The following is a 16,091-nucleotide window of genomic DNA, read 5'->3' as shown; positions in this document are numbered from 1 at the left end:
TAATTAAACGATTGAGCCGTCTCATTCAGGCGCTAAGATCGCAAACTCTTTAAAGCATGGGAGTTAAAATGAAATCGCTGGCCAAGTTGATGGCGCCATTGATCGTGGCGATCGTCATTGCAGCCTTACCGGTTCCCGAGGGGCTGGCACCGCACGCATGGCATTTCTTCGCAATATTTCTGGGCTGTGTGATCGGTCTGATCTTTGAACCCTTACCAGGTGCCGTCATCGGCCTGATTGGCGTGGTGGTTGCTGCGGTCCTGGCGCCCTGGGCTCTCTTCTCGCCCGAGCAACTGGCACAGCCGGGTTTCAAGGTGGCCGACAAGGCCTTTACCTGGGCCGTTTCCGGCTTCACCAACTCTACAGTCTGGCTGATCTTTGGCGCGTTCATGTTTGCCCTGGGTTACGAGAAGACCGGCCTGGGCCGCCGTATTGCCTTATGGCTGGTTAAAACCATGGGCAAGCGTACCCTGACGCTGGGCTACGCCATCATGCTGGCGGATACCGTTCTGGCCCCCTTTACGCCCTCTAATACCGCACGCAGCGCCGGTACGCTCTACCCTATTCTGCGTAACCTGCCACCGCTGTATGACTCGCACCCCAACGATCCCAGCATGCGTCGCATCGGCACCTACCTCATGTGGGTGGCGATTGCCTCAGCCTGTGTAACGAGCACACTGTTTCTGACAGGTATCGCCCCCAACCTGCTCGCCGTTGCCCTGGTGGAAAGCTCCACCGGCATTCGCATTACTTGGGGTGAATGGTTCATGGCCACCGCGCCGGTCGGCATCCTGCTGCTCGCCCTGTTGCCACTGTTGAGCTACTGGCTGTGCCCGCCCGAGTTGAAGTCCGGTGACGTAGTGCCCAAATGGGCCGCCGAGGAGCTGGACAAGATGGGCAGCCTGACGCGCAACGAAGTCATTCTGCTGATTCTGGTCGTCCTGGCGCTGGCCATGTGGATCTTTGGTACTGCCGTTATTTCACCCGCGCTGGTTGGTATGCTCGTGATCAGTCTCATGCTGATTATCGGCATCGTGACCTGGAACGATATCCTTAGTAATAAAGCCGCCTGGAACACCTTTGCCTGGTTCGCCACCTTGGTAGCTCTCGCAGACGGCCTGAACATGGTCGGCTTTGTGAAATGGTTCGGTATGCTGATGGCCAACTACCTGGGCCACTTCGATCCTACTGTGGCGATGGTCCTGCTCACGATTGCTTTCTACCTGCTGCACTACTTCTTCGCCAGTGCCACTGCGCATACCACGGCTCTGCTACCGGTTATGGTAGCCGCCGCCGCCAGTATTCCTGGCATCGACATGCATACCTTCGTATTGCTGCTTCTGCCCACCATCGGCATCATGGGCATCATTACGCCCTACGGTACCGGCCCTAGCCCGGTTTACTACGGCAGCGGTTATCTGCCTGGACCGATGTGGTGGCGCCTGGGTGCCATCTTTGGCTTCCTGTTCCTGGCTGCATGGCTGGGGATCGGCACGCCCTGGCTGCTGATGACACGCTAAGCCGCTACGCTTTCGCGTCAGTCCATGAAAAAATGCGGCGCTTAACAAGCGCCGCATAGCTATCCACCAGCCATGCGGCCCTCAGGAGCCCTGCATGGACCTTTCCGAACTTACTGCCCGCCTGCACGCCATTCGCGATGCCAATGAGTGGCGGCGTTATCACAGCCCGAAAAACCTAGTTATGGCTGCCGGTGTTGAGATGGCCGAGCTGGCTGAAATCTTCCAGTGGAAGACCGAAGAGGAATCCCGCCATTTAACGGCTGATCACCTTGAGCATGCTGGCCAGGAGATTGCAGACGTCGTGCTCTATCTGCTGCAACTCTGCGCAGAACTCGGACTCGACATGGAGACAATCACTCGCGCCAAGCTGGCCGATAATGAGCGGCGCTTCCTGCCATGACCGATACCTTTTTCGATGACCGCGCCATCCGTTTTGCCGAGAAGATCTATGGCAATGCCAAAGGTGCTATCCGGCTGGCGGTACTCCAGGCCGACCTGAAGGAAGCCCTGCCTGAACGCTCGCTGCGGGTTCTGGATATTGGAGCAGGACTGGGCCATATGGCGCTCTGGCTGGCTGAACAGGGTCACTCCGTCACACTGGCAGAACCTTCAGCCCCGATGCTGGAGGGTGCTCGCCAACGCTTCGCCGAGGCTGGCCTTGAGGCAACGTTTATCGAGGCGCCCTGGCAGGAACTGAGCGAGCAGCTCACGACTCGCTTTGACTTGGTCATCTGCCACGCCGTACTGGAATGGCTGGCCGAGCCACATACGATTCTGCCAGTCCTCTCGCGCCTCACGGCTCCGGATGGTCTGCTTTCACTGGCGTTCTACAACCGGGACGCGCTGATCTACCGGAACCTGCTCAAAGGCCATTTCAAAAAGCTCAAGCGCCAGGAATATGCGGGCGAAGGCAAAGGTCTGACACCTCAACAGCCACTAGACCCACGAGAGCTGGAGCGCGCCATGAGCAGTCGCTGGCAGATCGTGACCCGAAGTGGCGTTCGTGTTTTTCATGACTACATGCCAGTCGAGTTTCAGGGTAAGGTCAACGAAGCCGATCTGATCGAAATGGAGTTGGCCCATCGGCGGCACCCTACATTTGCCGGGCTTGGTCGTTATCTGCACTGGATCTGCCAACCCAGCGCGTTAGAGGAGTGATCTATGCGTCGCCTGTTTGCCTGCGTGGCTATCAGCCTGGGGCTGACCGCCTGTCAGAGCCAGAATCCCTATATAGCTAGCGCCCTGCCTGAGCTTGCTGCGCCAGCACCTGCTGTTCCGGCACGTATCGACCCGAGCAGCTATCCAGCAGCCCCAGTCGACTATGGCCGCTACCGGAGCTGGGCCTGGTCACCCGAGGGCATTCGTGCCAGCGGTGATTCCTCTCAATCAATGGATACCAGCACTCTTCAGGAGGCCATCAGCGCCCAGCTCGATCAGCGCGGGCTCCGACCTGCGCCAACCGGTACGCGGCCTGATCTCTACGTGAGCGCAACGGTCAGACAGGAGCAACGTGTCGTATACGATACCGATTACTACGGAGGTGGTGTCGGCTATGGCGGCGGCTATCCGTATGGCTACGATCGTTGGGGCACGTATGGCGGAACAGGCTACAGCCAGACTCGCCCTCGGTATTATCAGGTTCAGGTGCTGAGCATCGAGCTGATCGATTCGCAGAGCCGCAAGAGAATATGGAGTGGCAGTGTCGAGGAACGGGGCGGCAATGATCAGAGCGCCCGGGTCCAGGCGATCCGCGAAGCCGCTCGTCGCGCGCTGGAGCAGTATCCACCGCATTGAAGATAAAGCGCATACGGCCTGGTCCCATGAGTAGTTATTGTTTCTTTTAAGCGCCCCTGGTCGGAGAATGATCATGATCCGTCGTTTGCTTGTTATCGCGTTTACGCTTGCCCTTGCCGCGTGTGAAACCAATACCGTCAACCGGGACTATGATCCCTCCCGTGACTATGCGGCCTACCGAAACTGGACCTGGGCCCAGCCTGCCGTCTCGTACAAGCCTGAAGACCCGCGGCTGAAAAGTGACTTGACCGAGCAGCGCATCAAGGATGCCGTAAGCAGCCAGCTTGATCAGCGCGGCTTACGCCCTGCCGCAGCGAACGGACAGGCAGACCTGAGGGTTCGGGCCTATCTATTCACGGATGAGCGCCAAGGGCAAACCATGCGCACCGATCCTTATTGGGGTGGCCCTTGGGGATACTGGGGCCCTTGGGGTGGCGGCTATACCCAGACCCAGACCTTTACCTATCAGGTAACTACGCTGCAGATCGACCTGTTCGATGGCCGGGACGGAAAACTGGTATGGCGTGGCAGCACCGAGGTGTCATCTGACCAGACAGCTGATACCCCTGCGCAGCGTACTGCAACCATCCAGACAGCCGTTGGCAAGATCCTGTCGCAGTACCCACCTCACTGATGAATACCAAACTGACACATCGCGCGGCCACCCTTGATGATTTGCAGGCCGTGTGTCACTTTCCGCAAAGTCGTGAAGAGCTGTTTTACAGCTATCCCACAGCTCAGTGGCCACTAACAAGAGACCAACTGGCAGAGGTATACGCCAACCGCCAGGGCAGCACGGTTGTATTGCTGAACAATCGTCTGGCTGCATTCGCAAACTTCTTTCGCTGCCAACCAGGCGAACGGTGCGACTTGGGCAATTTAATGGTGGCACCCTGGGCACGACGCATGGGCATAGCGCAACACCTGATCGGAGTGATGGAGCAGCAAGCCTGCCAGCAGCATGGCGTGCGTTTTCTGCATGCTGCCTGTTTCAGCAGCAATACGCCGGGCCTGTTGCTCTATACCCATTTGGGCTATTTGCCGGTATCCATTGATGAGCGACGCGATCCCTCCGGACAGCGAACAGCCCTGATACACCTGCGAAAACGTCTCTGAATGCGTTACCTGCTACATGCGGGCCAGCATGGCAAAGTCGCCGCCTACCTGCATAGGCGCTGCGCAACCGTAGGGCTCATATCCATACATACAGTCTGTCGAAGCGGCTGTAGAGGCTTCAGTCGATGGAGTGGAAGCTGGGTCAAGGCCAAGCCCACCCAGCAACACCGCTAACAAGGTCAGAAAAAGAAAGGCCGCGCCGGCTCTCGTCTTCATACGTCACCTCCACTGCATAGGCTGACAGCCTGGCGCCAGCAGAACAGGAGGCGTCACGCGCTGCCTTGTCCTATCCAGTATAGATAAGATTCAGAAAAGCAAAGTCAGGCCAGAACATTCGGTCTAAAAGAAATGGCGGAAGGCAGTGAGAGTCGAACTCACCCGGGAACGGCTGCCGTCCCCAACCGGGTTTGAAGCCCGGCCGCGCCACCGGGCACGATTGCCTTCCATCAATCAACTCGCCTCTTCGACCTGAGCAGCCAGTGCGCTGTCTGGACGGATCTTGCGTTCATCACCCATACGGCGAGTCAAACCGATCCGATCGAAGAATTCGAGTATCTGGATTGTGCGCTTACGTCCGATCCCTAGACCATCCCTAAACGCGGCTGCACGAATGATCCCCTCTTCGCGCTCAAGACGCAACGTCAATTGCACTAAATGGTTTATCGTATTTTCAGGATAGAAGAGATCCTTGACGATCTGCTGCAGCTGTCCCAGGCGTGCCAGCTTGCGTAGCAGATGACGAATCCCTGCTTCGTCCTCACCAATTTCCCGGGCCAGATCACGTACCCAGGGGGGATCAAAGCGGCCTGCTTCGAGAAGAGGCCAGAGCTTTTCTTTCAGCGCCTCTTCGGCCTCGGTCAGACGAACCCGATGGCCCGGCAGGTGCAGCCACGGCCCGCTCGCCTCGATCTGGCTGGACGCCATCAGGCTTTCCAACAACGCAATGAACACAGGCCGCTCCAGTTGCGGCAAGGCAAAACGACGTAATCGATCACGATCAGGCCCTAGCTCATCGGGCTGTTCGACATGAAAGGTTCCGAGCCGCTCTAACAGCGTAGCCTGCAAGTGCTGCCAGCGAGTTGCATCGAATAGACGGATACCCTGTCGGGTAGCAACTTCCATGACATGTTCAGGCAGTTGCCAGCGCGCCCTCGGTCGATTGAACTGGCGCTCCAGCACGGCAGGCGCTACGCCATTGTCCGCCTGTTTGAGCAACTCCGGCAGTGCGTCCTCAAAGGAGCCCTGACGCAATGCCTCAAGCTGTGCCAGACGTGTGGGAGTACGCCGATTGCGGGCAGGCCCGAAAGGATCCAGCACACGTCCACCGCCAATGGTTCGCTGCGCGGATTGATCCCGCAGCACCAGATGGTCACCATGAGCAGCCTGTAACGGCGAGTTGAGCACCAGCTGCGCCAGTGTGCGCCCACCAGGCGTCAATACACCCTCATCCTCCAACAGCGCCACCCGACCGGTCAGATTCTGGGCACCCAGATGCACATGGACAGGGGTCCAGTGGGCCAGCGCCTTACCTTCGCTGCCAAGCAGGTGCAAATCAATATCGACACGGGTAGACGGCGCGTGGAGGGCTGCATCGAGCAGCCAATCGCCTCGCCGGATCTGTTCGACATTGAGCCGCTCACCCGCCAGGTTTACTGCCACACGCTGCCCGGCGTGGGCAATCTGGGCCTCTCGATTTTGCGCATGCAGGCCACGCACACGCACGCGACGCCCCAGCGTGCCCAGTAACAACTCATCTCCGACGGCAACACGACCGTCGAAAGCCGTTCCCGTGACCACCACCCCGGCACCCGAGACGCTGAAGACACGGTCGACTGCAAGCCTGAAATACCCTTGGTCGCTGCGGGCCAGTGCCTGTTCAGCCTGATCCAGAAGCGCTGCACGCAGTGCCTCGATACCCACTCCCGTCTGGCTGGAGACCGGAAATACCGGAGCCCCGGCAAGCGGGCCGTCTGCTAACAGTGCATCAATTTCTTCCCGTACCGCGTTAACACGCGCAGCCTCAACCCGATCCGTTTTGGTCATGGCGACCATCGCACGGCGTATGCCCAGCAATTCAACAATGGCCAGATGTTCGCGTGTTTGTGGCATCACACCGTCATCGGCAGCCACGACCAGTAACACCAAATCAATTCCACTGGCCCCGGCTAGCATGTTATGAACAAACCGCTCGTGGCCAGGAACATCGATAAACCCGGTCAGCTCTCCATTCCCCAGATCCGAGTAAACGTACCCCAGGTCAATGGTGATGCCTCGCTCCTTTTCCTCACGGCGACGATCGCCCTCCACACCCGTCAGGGCTCGGATGAGGGACGTCTTGCCGTGGTCGATATGGCCCGCTGTTCCAACGATCATGCGTCCCACTCCCCAACCGATAGCGCTCCCAGCTGCCCCAGAAAGCCGGCCTCGTCATCGAGCTGACGCAGATCAAGCCAAAGCGCATCGTCATCGATACGTCCGATCACGGGGATAGGCAGCTGTCGCAAGGCCTCTTCCAGCAGACGCAGCGCACGGCCTCGCAGGCGCTTGGAGCTATTCGGCCGCATGCACAACGCTGCGCTGGGCAGACGAGCCACCGGCTGGGTACCACTGCCGATCATGCCGAGCGTGAGCTCACTCGTTACCTGCCAACGCTCGCCCAGTGCCTGAGATAAAGGACGCATTACCCGCTGAACCTGACTATCAATATCCCCCTGGCCACGGGAGAGTAATCTGAGGCTGGTCAGCTTTTCACCCAAACGATCCGGGTCTCGATAAAGCGCCAACACCGCCTCAAGTGCAGCCAAGGTGATCTTGTCGACTCGCAAAGCACGTTTGAGGGGGTTTTTCTTGATGCGGGCGATCAGGTCCTTATGCCCGACGATAATTCCACACTGCGGACCACCGAGCAGCTTATCGCCGCTAAAGGTCACGATATCAGCGCCATCGCGTAGCGCTTCCTGGACGGTTGGCTCCTTGGGCAATCCCCAACGGGTGAGGTCTACCAGAGAGCCGCTCCCCAAGTCCTCCAGCAAGGGGACTTCATGGGCGCGAGCAATAGAGGACAGTTCGGGAGTTGCCACACTGCTGGTAAACCCTTGAACCGTATAATTGCTGGTATGTACACGCATGAGCAGCCCGGTACGCTCGGTAATGGCGCTCTCGTAATCCTTGGCGTGGGTACGGTTGGTCGTACCGACCTCGATCAGCCTTACATTGGCGCGCGCCATGATGTCCGGAATACGAAAAGCGCCACCGATCTCGATCAGCTCGCCACGCGAAATGATGCCTTCCTTGCGAGCGCCAAGACTGTTAAGGGCAAGCAATACGGCGGCGGCATTGTTGTTGACCACCGTCACCGCTTCGGCGCCGGTCAGCTCACGGATCAATCCCGCAATCAGGTCGTCGCGGTCACCGCGCTTGCCGGTATTGAGGTCAAATTCAAGATTGAGCGGGTAGCGAGCAGCCAGGGTCATCGCATCGATGGCCTCCTCAGGCAGCAGCGCACGCCCTAGATTGGTATGGAGAACAGTTCCAGTCAGGTTGAATATGCGTCGGACCTGACGCTGGTTCCGGGCAGCTAATCGTTCCCCGGCCCGGCCTGTCAGAACGGCCTCATCGACATCCGCCTCGCTGATCTGTCCCTGTCGAAAAGGCTCACGCAGCTCATCGAGCAGCTCGCGAAAGGTCTTGAGCAATGCTTCACGACCATAGCGGTCCAGGAGCGATGTCGCAGCGGGATGACGTAACAGACGATCAACAGAAGGCAAACGGACGGCTGTCATGCAGGCCTCATAACAAGAACATGAGCCTGGAGTTTACAACCGGATGCAGCATCGCGCATGCGCACGTAGCAAGACCAACACTTCAGCCCTGTAAAAGAAAGGCTGGCAGAGCCCGCCGCTATGAGCGAAGCGGACTCTGTTTATCAGGAATCAGCCGCCGGGAGCCAGCAGCAGATTAGGGGCCTGACGGTGATAACCTTCCTGATCGAGCCGCATGTCTAGCGCCAAGCTGGCCAGATCGGCTGACACGGCCTCCGCCTCGGTATCATGCTCCAGATACAGCAGCTTGAGGTAGGTTTCGCAGCTGGGACAAGCTTCCGCTCGCAGCGGTGCCTTTTCGGCCAGGACCGCATCGTTTTCCAGCGAGAAGTAACCCAACTCCTTGCTGTTTTCGCACTGGGTGCACTTTACCCGCACGTAATGCCATTCACACGAGCACAGTGAGCAACTCAGGTAGCGAAGACCATTGAGCTTGCCGCGGTGACGAATTACACCGGCAACCGGTAGTGAGCCACAGGCTGGGCAATGGGTCTGACTCTTGGACTCACGAAACTTGTCCGTCTCGATCTGAAACAGCCAATTTGTCCAGGCAACCTGTAGCGCTGCGCCCAGGAAAGGCACCAGTGCCGCTGGAACCTGATCGCACTGCCCGCTGACCAAGGCAATTGCCCACACCTTGCGCTGTCCGGCGTCCGCTGTACGAATCTGCTCAAGCGCTTCCTGCACGGCAGTATTGCCTTCAGGCACCTGATACACCTTCAGTACGGCGTCTAGAACACCTAGCCACGCCTCTTCGCGGACCAGCGTATCGCAGCTCAGCGGGGGCAGGCCGTGATGCTGGCTCTGCTCAATCCGCTTAGCCTCCAGCGGAAGGTTTTCCAGGTTGTCGAAAACCTGCTGCTGAGCACGGCAGATGCCACTGACAAGCAGCAAGTAATCACGGAGCGGGTTACCGTCCGCCAACTTTTCCAAACGCTCGGCACGGTAGCTGAACGCATTTTTCGGCGGCAGGTTGATGAAGGGAGGCGTTACGGCTGAGGCTTCGATCTGCCCCGGTTCGAGAATCTGACCTGACACGCAGGAAACCTCTTCGGTGATGGGAGCCGCCACAGACCTCCTGGTCCGTGACGGCGACAACCATGCCAGGCATGGCTACACGTTTGACGCCTGTTCATGGCCTGCCGAAACAGGCCATGAAGGGACTTTTACTTCTTGTCTCGCGTGATGTCCTTGTACCAGAGCGAGTGATGCTTCTTGGCCCACAGGAGGCTGACCTTACCGTGCAGCATGGCACCAATCGAACCCTTGATCCAGATACCGGCATAGATATGCACGATGATCGACAGGATCAACAGGAACGCTGCAGCCGCATGGGCCAGTGCCGCCAGACGGACACCACCAATCGGGAAGAAATGGCTGAAGTACTCACGCCAGATCACGATCCCGCTAAGCATCAGTACCAGCATGGAAGCCAGCAGTACCCAGAACAACACTTTCTGTCCCGGATTGTACTTGCCGATTTCGGGCAACTTGTCTTCCCGGTTGTTCAGCACGTCACCGATCTGCTTGACCCACTGCATATCCCGCTTTTCCAGGATATTGTGATGCCAGAAGCGGATCACGAGTCCCATGAAAAACAGGAACATCGCCACGCCCATGAAGGGGTGAAGAATCCGTGTCCACGGTCCGCCGCCGAACAGGTTGGTCAGCCAGAACAGCGCTGGATGGAACAGCGCCAGCCCCGACAGGCCTGCCATGAAGAACAGTATAGCCACCGCCCAGTGATTGGTGCGCTCACTGGCACCGTAACGAACGATCTCTTTTTTCATTTGAAGGCTCCTGGAGCGTCTCCCCCGCCTGCGAGGGAGACGTTATCTCAGCGTTTGGTCGGATCGAACGTCTTCACCGACGTGTCCTGGGACTTTTTCTCCACCTGCTCGGCGGCAGCATCGTGATGAGCCTCATCCTCTTCGTCCGCACGGTTCGGTCCGATACGTACGTAGTGGAAGAAGCCCGCCAGCACCGCAGCGCCCATGGCAAGCAGCGACAAAGGCTTGGTGATGCCTTTCCACAGGCTTACCATCGGGCTGATGGCCGGATCGTTCGGCAGGTTGTTGTACAACGCAGGCTGATCGGCGTGGTGCAACACGTACATGACGTGCGTACCGCCTACACCCGCCGGGTCGTACAGACCGGCGTTCTCGTAACCACGGCTCTTCAGATCGACAATGCGCTCCTCAGCATGGTGCTTCATGTCTTCCTTGGTGCCGAATGTAATCGCACCCGTCGGACAGGTCTTCACACAGGCGGGCTCAAGCCCTACCGATACACGGTCGGAACACAGGGTGCACTTGTACGCCTTGTGATCCTTCTGCGAGATCCGCGGAATGTTGAACGGACAACCGGTGATGCAATAGCCACAGCCAATGCAATGGTCCTGGTTGAAGTCAACGATACCGTTGGCGTGCTTGATGATCGCACCCGGACTCGGACATGCCGTGAGGCAGCCCGGCTCGGCGCAATGCATACAGCCGTCCTTACGGATCAGCCATTCCAGATCACCGGCCTGGTTCTCATGCTCGGTAAAGCGCATGAGCGTCCAGGTATCGGAGGTCAGGTCGGCCGGGTTGTCGTACGTACCATGGTTGTGCCCCACCTCATCACGCAGCTCGTTCCACTCTGAACACGCCACCTGGCAGGCCTTGCAGCCAATGCACTTGGAGACGTCGATCAGCTTGGCGACCTCCTCCACCTGACGGATGGAGGAAGGCGTGGTCGTCGTCGCGGATTGGGCAACGATTTCTTGAAGTGCCATTTATGCCTTCTCCACGTTGACGAGGAACGATTTCGATTCGGGCGTTTGCGAGTTGCCATCGCCGACGAATGGAACCAGTGTGTTGGTCAGGTAACCGTGACGCGTCAGACCCGAGAAGCCCCAGTGCAACGGAATACCAATCTGGTGCACGGTCTGGCCGTTCACTTCCAATGGCTTGATCCGCTTGGTTACCACCGCGACAGCCACGATGTAACCGCGTTTGGAGCTCACCCGAACCTTGTCGCCCGCCGCAATGCCCTTCTCCTTCGCCAGCGCTTCGCCGATTTCGACGAACTGCTCGGGCTGGACAATCGCATTCAAACGGCAATGCTTTGTCCAGAAGTGGAAGTGCTCGGTCAGACGGTACGTGGTCGCCGCATACGGGAATTTGTCGGCCTTGCCGAACGACTCCCATACAGAGGGCAGAACACGAGCGGCCGGGTTGCTGATCACCTTGTCGTTCTTCGGATGCATCGGGTTAACCCCGATTGGCGTCTCGAAGGGCTCGTAGTGCTCAGGGAACGGACCTTCGGCCATCTTGTCGACGGCGAAGAAACGCGCCACACCTTCCGGGTTCATGATGAACGGATTCATACCGGCTTCCGGTGCGCTATCCGGCTTGAAGTCCGGAACGTCAGCGCCGCCCCAATTCTTGCCGTTCCACCAGACCAGTTTCTTGTCCGGTCCCCATGGCTTACCGCTTGGGTCAGCCGAGGCACGGTTGTACAGAATCCGGCGGTTCATCGGCCACGCCCATGCCCAGCCCAGACTCTGACCGACACCATAGGGATCGCTGTTGTCACGGCGCGCCATCTGGTTGCCTTGCTCGGTCCAGCTGCCACAGAAGATCCAGCAGCCCGAAGCCGTCGTACCGTCGTCCTTGAGCTGAGCGAAGCCCGACAGCTGTTGGCCAGCCTTGGCCACTACCGCGCCAGTGGCATCGGTAACGTCCTTGACGGCATAACCGTTGAACTCCTTGGCCAACTCCTCGGGAGACGGCTCGTGCGGAATCTTGTACGGCCAGTACAGGTTCAGGATCGGATCCGGATAGGCGCCGCCCTCGGTGCGATACATCTCGCGCAGCTTGAGGAACATTTCCGACATGATGGTCACATCGGTACGCGCCTCACCGGGTGCTTCAGCGCCCTTCCAGTGCCACTGCAGCCAACGGCTACTGTTGACCAGAGAGCCATCTTCTTCAGCGAAGCAGGTCGTGGGCAAACGGAACACCGCGGTCTTGATGCTGGCGGTATCAACGTTGTTGTACTCGCCGGCGTTACGCCAGAACTCGGAGGTTTCGGTTGCCAGCGGGTCCATGATGACCAACCACTTCAACTTGGCAAGCGCAGCTACTACGCGATTCTTGTCCGGCAACGATGCGATCGGGTTGAAGCCTTGGCAGAAATAGCCACGGACTTCGCCACGAGACATCATGTCGAACATCTTCATCACGTCATAACCGGCACCCGGTACGTCCAGCTTGGGCAGATAGTCGTAGCACCAGTTGTTTTCAGCGGTCGCCGCATCGCCATACCAGGCCTTCATCAGGCTGACATGGAATTTGCCGTAATTCTGCCAATAGGACATCTGGCCAGGACGAAGCGGTTTGAGCGCACGCTTGGTGATGTAAGCGTTAAAGTCCTGCTCACCATCATTGCCCAGCGTCATGTAGCCCGGCAGAAGGTTCGACAGCAGACCCAGGTCGGTCAGACCCTGGATGTTGGAGTGACCGCGCAGTGCGTTCACACCGCCACCCGGCAGACCCACGTTACCCAGCAGCAGCTGAACCATTGCCGCTGTACGGATGATCTGGGCGCCCACAGAATGCTGCGTCCAACCCAGGGCGTACAGAATGGTCATGGTCTTGCCAGGCTGCGAGGTCTCGGCGATTTCCGCCCAGATCTTCATCATGCGATCCTGCGGCATACCGCAGATATTGCTGGCAACTTCCGGTGTGTAACGGCTGTAGTGCTTCTTCATCAGCTGGAAGACGCAACGCGGGTGTTCCAGGGTCGGATCGACCTTGGCAAAACCATCCGCGCCCTTCTCATAGCTCCAGGTGGACTTGTCGCTATAGGTGCGCTTCTCGGCGTTGTAACCGCTGAACAGACCGTCCTCGAACGTGAAACCTTCGTTCACGATGAAGGAGACGTCAGTGTAGTTACGAACGTATTCGTGCTGAATCTTATCGTTTGTGATCAGGTAATTGATCAGGCCGCCCAGGAACGCAATGTCCGAGCCGGTACGAATCGGCGCGTAATAATCCGATACGGAAGCCGTACGGGTATAACGCGGATCGACCACGATCAGGCGTGCCTTGTTATGGGCCTTCGCTTCGGTCACCCATTTGAAGCCGCACGGATGCGCTTCAGCGGCATTTCCGCCCATCACCAGAATCAGGTTGGCATTACGAATATCCGTCCAGGTATTCGTCATGGCGCCACGGCCATATGTCGGGGCAAGACTTGCCACCGTCGGGCCGTGTCAAACGCGAGCTTGGTTATCGAAACCGACTAGACCAAGGTTACGAACGACTTTCTGAGTCAGATAACCGGCTTCGTTGGAAGCAGCGGACGCAGCCAGGAAGCCAACGGACGTCCAACGGTTAACCGTCTGGCCCTGAGCATTCTTGGTGATGAAATTGGCGTCACGCTCTTCCTTGACCAGTTTGACGATGCGATCCATCGCCTCTTCCCAGGAGATGCGCTTCCACTCGTTGGAGCCTGCTTCGCGGACCTCGGGATACTTCAGTCGATTCGGGCTGTGGATGAAGTCCAGCAGACCGGCACCTTTCGGGCACAGCGTACCGCGGTTCACCGGGTGATCCGCATCGCCTTCGATGTGAATGATGTTTTGCGCAACGTTCTTGGCCTTATCGCCATGGCTGTACATAACCAAGCCACAACCCACAGAGCAGTAAGGGCAGGTGTTACGCGTTTCGATGGTGCGCGCCAGTTTGAAATGGCGCACCTGTTCGGCAAAAGCTGGCGTCGGTGCCATGCCTAGTGCCGCCAGGCTAGATCCTGCAAGGCCGATACCCGCGACCTTGAAGAATTGCCGACGGTTCATATCCACGTCTTGACTCCTCATCAGAAGTGAAGTGCGATTCTTCGCCGCACCCCTGAGCAAAATATAACCAATCGAAGCGGTGGCAACTAGCCAGTTATCCGATTATTTTGCTCTTTTGGGAACTTTCGCAGAGCACTTCTGTCAGAGGCGCGCTCCGAAACTTCTGATTTTGTTATCGGCCTAATACAACAAGTCTTTAATGCTGTCTGCACCTTTTTACATTTTGTGTTAAGGTCGCTCCCTCGTTTATTTTGAAGGCTGAAGACAGGTCTGATGACACTGCTTAACCCTCTTTGCTGGCTGCCTACGCCGCCATAGCGCTTTCCCCTCCTCGCCTGTACCGCTGACGTTGGAAGCACCCGTCAGTGCGGTATTTGCTGCGCGCCTTTCAGGCCCAGCACTTGTCTTTTTTCAACGTGTCATAACCCTTGGGCTTCGCATGCCGTCTGCTCGGCGTGCGGGTTTTGGCTTTTGCTTTGGTACCTGCAATGCTGCATACCCTCAAGAATCACTGGTTCTACAATCTGCGCGGCGACATTCTTGCCGGCCTGGTCGTTGCTCTTGCGCTCATCCCAGAGGCCATCGCCTTTTCCATCATTGCTGGCGTCGATCCGAAAGTCGGCCTGTATGCGTCCTTCTGTATCGCGGTGACCATCGCCTTCGCAGGGGGTCGTCCCGGCATGATCTCGGCAGCGACGGGCGCGACTGCCCTGCTCATGACCACCCTCGTGCGCGATCATGGCCTCCAATACCTGCTTGCCGCTACGCTGCTGACTGGCGTTATCCAGATCATCATCGGCTTTCTGAGGTTGGGCTCGCTGATGCGCTTTGTCTCGCGCTCCGTAGTGACCGGCTTCGTTAATGCACTGGCTATCCTGATTTTCATGGCGCAACTGCCTGAACTGACCCATGTCACTTGGCATGTCTATGCCCTGACGGCGGCTGGCTTGGGCATCATTTATCTGTTTCCCTACGTACCCACGCTAGGCAAGTTCATTCCCTCGCCACTGGTCTGCATCCTGCTGCTGACTGCCCTCTCGATGTATCTGGGTCTTGATGTACGCACCGTAGGGGACATGGGTGAACTGCCTGACAGCCTGCCGGTATTTCTCCTGCCTGACGTGCCGCTCAACCTGGATACCCTGCTGATCATCCTCCCCTACTCGGCTGCCATTGCCGTGGTAGGCCTGCTGGAGTCCATGATGACTGCCACTATCGTGGATGACCTGACCGATACGTCTAGCGACAAGAACCGTGAATGCAAGGGCCAAGGGCTGGCCAATATCGTTTCGGGTCTTCTGGGCGGAATGGCAGGCTGCGCGATGATCGGCCAGTCAGTTATTAACGTGAAGTCTGGCGGCCGCTCCCGTTTATCCACTCTCGTAGCTGGAGTATTCCTACTGATTCTGGTGGTTTTCATTGGGGATTGGGTCTCGCGCATTCCCATGGCTGCACTGGTTGCCGTCATGATCATGGTCTCTATCGGCACCTTTAGCTGGGACTCCATCCGTAACCTGAAAAAATACCCACTATCCACCAATATAGTGATGCTGGTCACCGTGGCTGTGGTGGTTTTCACGCATAACCTCGCCTTTGGTGTGCTTACCGGTGTACTGCTGGCTTCGCTGTTTTTTGCCAACAAGGTGGCGTTCTACCTGACGGTAGAGAGTCGACTGGAAAATGGGCAAAAACGGATCTACGACGTAAAGGGGCAGGTTTTCTTCGCATCGACTACTCGTTTCAACGCAGCATTTGACCTGAAGGAAGCGGTTTCCCATGTAGTGATCGACCTGACCCATGCCCACTTCTGGGACATTACAGCGGTTTCGGCACTGGATAACGTCGTTCTCAAGTTCCGTCGGGAAGGTGCGCACGTGGAGGTCATTGGCCTGAACCAGGCTAGTGCTACGCTGGTCGACCGCTTTGGCATCCATGACAAACCGGACGCGGCCAACAAAGTGATGGGCCACTAGATATCGCGTTTTGAATGCTACT

14 protein-coding genes and 1 tRNA gene are annotated in these 16,091 nt (G+C 57.8%); 7 read left to right on the top strand and 8 right to left on the bottom strand.

The window, feature by feature from the left end; all coding sequences use genetic code 11:
* Positions 1–68: 68 nt before the first annotated feature.
* From AC4LF3_RS04540 to AC4LF3_RS04515, 6 genes are all read left to right on the top strand, one after another.
* Positions 69–1,520: an anion permease gene (locus tag AC4LF3_RS04540; protein ID WP_491834858.1), complete on the top strand. Its 1,452-nt coding sequence runs from the start codon at positions 69–71 to the stop codon at positions 1,518–1,520.
* A 94-nt stretch (positions 1,521–1,614) separates the two neighbouring features.
* On the top strand, positions 1,615–1,920 hold the full coding sequence (locus tag AC4LF3_RS04535; protein ID WP_010797246.1) for a nucleotide pyrophosphohydrolase: 306 nt from the start codon (positions 1,615–1,617) through the stop codon (positions 1,918–1,920).
* Positions 1,917–2,678: a methyltransferase domain-containing protein gene (locus AC4LF3_RS04530; RefSeq protein ID WP_239381728.1), complete on the top strand. Its 762-nt coding sequence runs from the start codon at positions 1,917–1,919 to the stop codon at positions 2,676–2,678. The genes AC4LF3_RS04535 and AC4LF3_RS04530 overlap by 4 nt, the downstream gene beginning before the upstream one ends.
* Before the next feature lie 3 nt (positions 2,679–2,681).
* Positions 2,682–3,314, top strand: coding sequence for a DUF4136 domain-containing protein (locus tag AC4LF3_RS04525; RefSeq protein ID WP_407362940.1), 633 nt, complete (start codon positions 2,682–2,684; stop codon positions 3,312–3,314).
* A 73-nt stretch (positions 3,315–3,387) separates the two neighbouring features.
* Positions 3,388–3,948, top strand: coding sequence for a DUF4136 domain-containing protein (locus AC4LF3_RS04520; protein WP_491834857.1), 561 nt, complete (start codon positions 3,388–3,390; stop codon positions 3,946–3,948).
* Positions 3,948–4,430 carry a GNAT family N-acetyltransferase gene (locus AC4LF3_RS04515; RefSeq protein WP_404625546.1) on the top strand — a complete coding sequence of 161 codons (483 nt, stop codon included), beginning with the start codon at positions 3,948–3,950 and terminating at the stop codon, positions 4,428–4,430. The genes AC4LF3_RS04520 and AC4LF3_RS04515 overlap by 1 nt, the downstream gene beginning before the upstream one ends.
* A 12-nt stretch (positions 4,431–4,442) precedes the next feature.
* Here AC4LF3_RS04515 and AC4LF3_RS04510 read toward each other — a convergent pair whose 3' ends face one another.
* From AC4LF3_RS04510 to fdnG, 8 genes are all read right to left on the bottom strand, one after another.
* Positions 4,443–4,646, bottom strand: coding sequence for a hypothetical protein (locus AC4LF3_RS04510; protein ID WP_010797241.1), 204 nt, complete (start codon positions 4,644–4,646; stop codon positions 4,443–4,445).
* Between the two features lie 133 nt (positions 4,647–4,779).
* Positions 4,780–4,875: transfer RNA gene (locus AC4LF3_RS04505), tRNA-Sec, on the bottom strand.
* Positions 4,876–4,880: 5 nt separating this feature from the next.
* Positions 4,881–6,803 (bottom strand): selenocysteine-specific translation elongation factor, encoded by a 1,923-nt coding sequence (gene selB, locus AC4LF3_RS04500; RefSeq protein ID WP_404625544.1) that lies wholly within the window; start codon positions 6,801–6,803, stop codon positions 4,881–4,883.
* Positions 6,800–8,212, bottom strand: a complete 1,413-nt coding sequence (gene selA, locus AC4LF3_RS04495) for an L-seryl-tRNA(Sec) selenium transferase (RefSeq protein ID WP_404625543.1) — start codon at positions 8,210–8,212, stop codon at positions 6,800–6,802. Before selA ends, selB begins: the two co-directional genes overlap by 4 nt.
* 150 nt (positions 8,213–8,362) lie before the next feature.
* Entirely contained in the window at positions 8,363–9,289 is a 927-nt protein-coding gene (gene fdhE / locus AC4LF3_RS04490; RefSeq protein ID WP_491836244.1) for a formate dehydrogenase accessory protein FdhE, read from the bottom strand.
* A 128-nt stretch (positions 9,290–9,417) separates the two neighbouring features.
* Positions 9,418–10,041 (bottom strand): formate dehydrogenase subunit gamma, encoded by a 624-nt coding sequence (locus AC4LF3_RS04485; RefSeq protein WP_491834856.1) that lies wholly within the window; start codon positions 10,039–10,041, stop codon positions 9,418–9,420.
* A gap of 47 nt (positions 10,042–10,088) precedes the next feature.
* Complete coding sequence (gene fdxH / locus AC4LF3_RS04480) at positions 10,089–11,027, bottom strand: formate dehydrogenase subunit beta (protein WP_019366878.1); 939 nt, start codon at positions 11,025–11,027, stop codon at positions 10,089–10,091.
* On the bottom strand, positions 11,028–14,102 hold the full coding sequence (gene fdnG / locus AC4LF3_RS04475; RefSeq protein ID WP_148100025.1) for a formate dehydrogenase-N subunit alpha: 3,075 nt from the start codon (positions 14,100–14,102) through the stop codon (positions 11,028–11,030). It lies immediately after the preceding gene.
* 482 nt (positions 14,103–14,584) lie between these two features.
* Between fdnG and AC4LF3_RS04470 the strand changes: the two genes are divergently transcribed.
* The gene (locus AC4LF3_RS04470) at positions 14,585–16,069 is read left to right on the top strand and encodes a SulP family inorganic anion transporter (RefSeq protein ID WP_026004090.1); all 1,485 of its coding nucleotides are present in this window, start codon (positions 14,585–14,587) and stop codon (positions 16,067–16,069) included.
* The last annotated feature ends 22 nt before the right edge of the window (positions 16,070–16,091 follow it).

The sequence above is a fragment of the Pseudomonas sp. C2.3V genome (assembly GCF_058536325.1).
The sequence above is the reverse complement of the archived record's forward strand: the minus strand, read 5'-3'. Positions and strand labels throughout refer to the sequence as shown.

Bases quoted from the DNA above. Each gene is read 5' to 3' on its own strand.
- AC4LF3_RS04540 (WP_491834858.1), top strand. From the start codon at position 69: ATGAAATCGCTGGCCAAGTTGATGGCGCCATTGATCGTGGCGATCGTC.
- AC4LF3_RS04535 (WP_010797246.1), top strand. From the start codon at position 1,615: ATGGACCTTTCCGAACTTACTGCCCGCCTGCACGCCATTCGCGATGCC.
- AC4LF3_RS04530 (WP_239381728.1), top strand. From the start codon at position 1,917: ATGACCGATACCTTTTTCGATGACCGCGCCATCCGTTTTGCCGAGAAG.
- AC4LF3_RS04525 (WP_407362940.1), top strand. From the start codon at position 2,682: ATGCGTCGCCTGTTTGCCTGCGTGGCTATCAGCCTGGGGCTGACCGCC.
- AC4LF3_RS04520 (WP_491834857.1), top strand. From the start codon at position 3,388: ATGATCCGTCGTTTGCTTGTTATCGCGTTTACGCTTGCCCTTGCCGCG.
- AC4LF3_RS04515 (WP_404625546.1), top strand. From the start codon at position 3,948: ATGAATACCAAACTGACACATCGCGCGGCCACCCTTGATGATTTGCAG.
- AC4LF3_RS04510 (WP_010797241.1), bottom strand. From the start codon at position 4,646: ATGAAGACGAGAGCCGGCGCGGCCTTTCTTTTTCTGACCTTGTTAGCG.
- selB (WP_404625544.1), bottom strand. From the start codon at position 6,803: ATGATCGTTGGAACAGCGGGCCATATCGACCACGGCAAGACGTCCCTC.
- selA (WP_404625543.1), bottom strand. From the start codon at position 8,212: ATGACAGCCGTCCGTTTGCCTTCTGTTGATCGTCTGTTACGTCATCCC.
- AC4LF3_RS04485 (WP_491834856.1), bottom strand. From the start codon at position 10,041: ATGAAAAAAGAGATCGTTCGTTACGGTGCCAGTGAGCGCACCAATCAC.
- fdxH (WP_019366878.1), bottom strand. From the start codon at position 11,027: ATGGCACTTCAAGAAATCGTTGCCCAATCCGCGACGACGACCACGCCT.
- AC4LF3_RS04470 (WP_026004090.1), top strand. From the start codon at position 14,585: ATGCTGCATACCCTCAAGAATCACTGGTTCTACAATCTGCGCGGCGAC.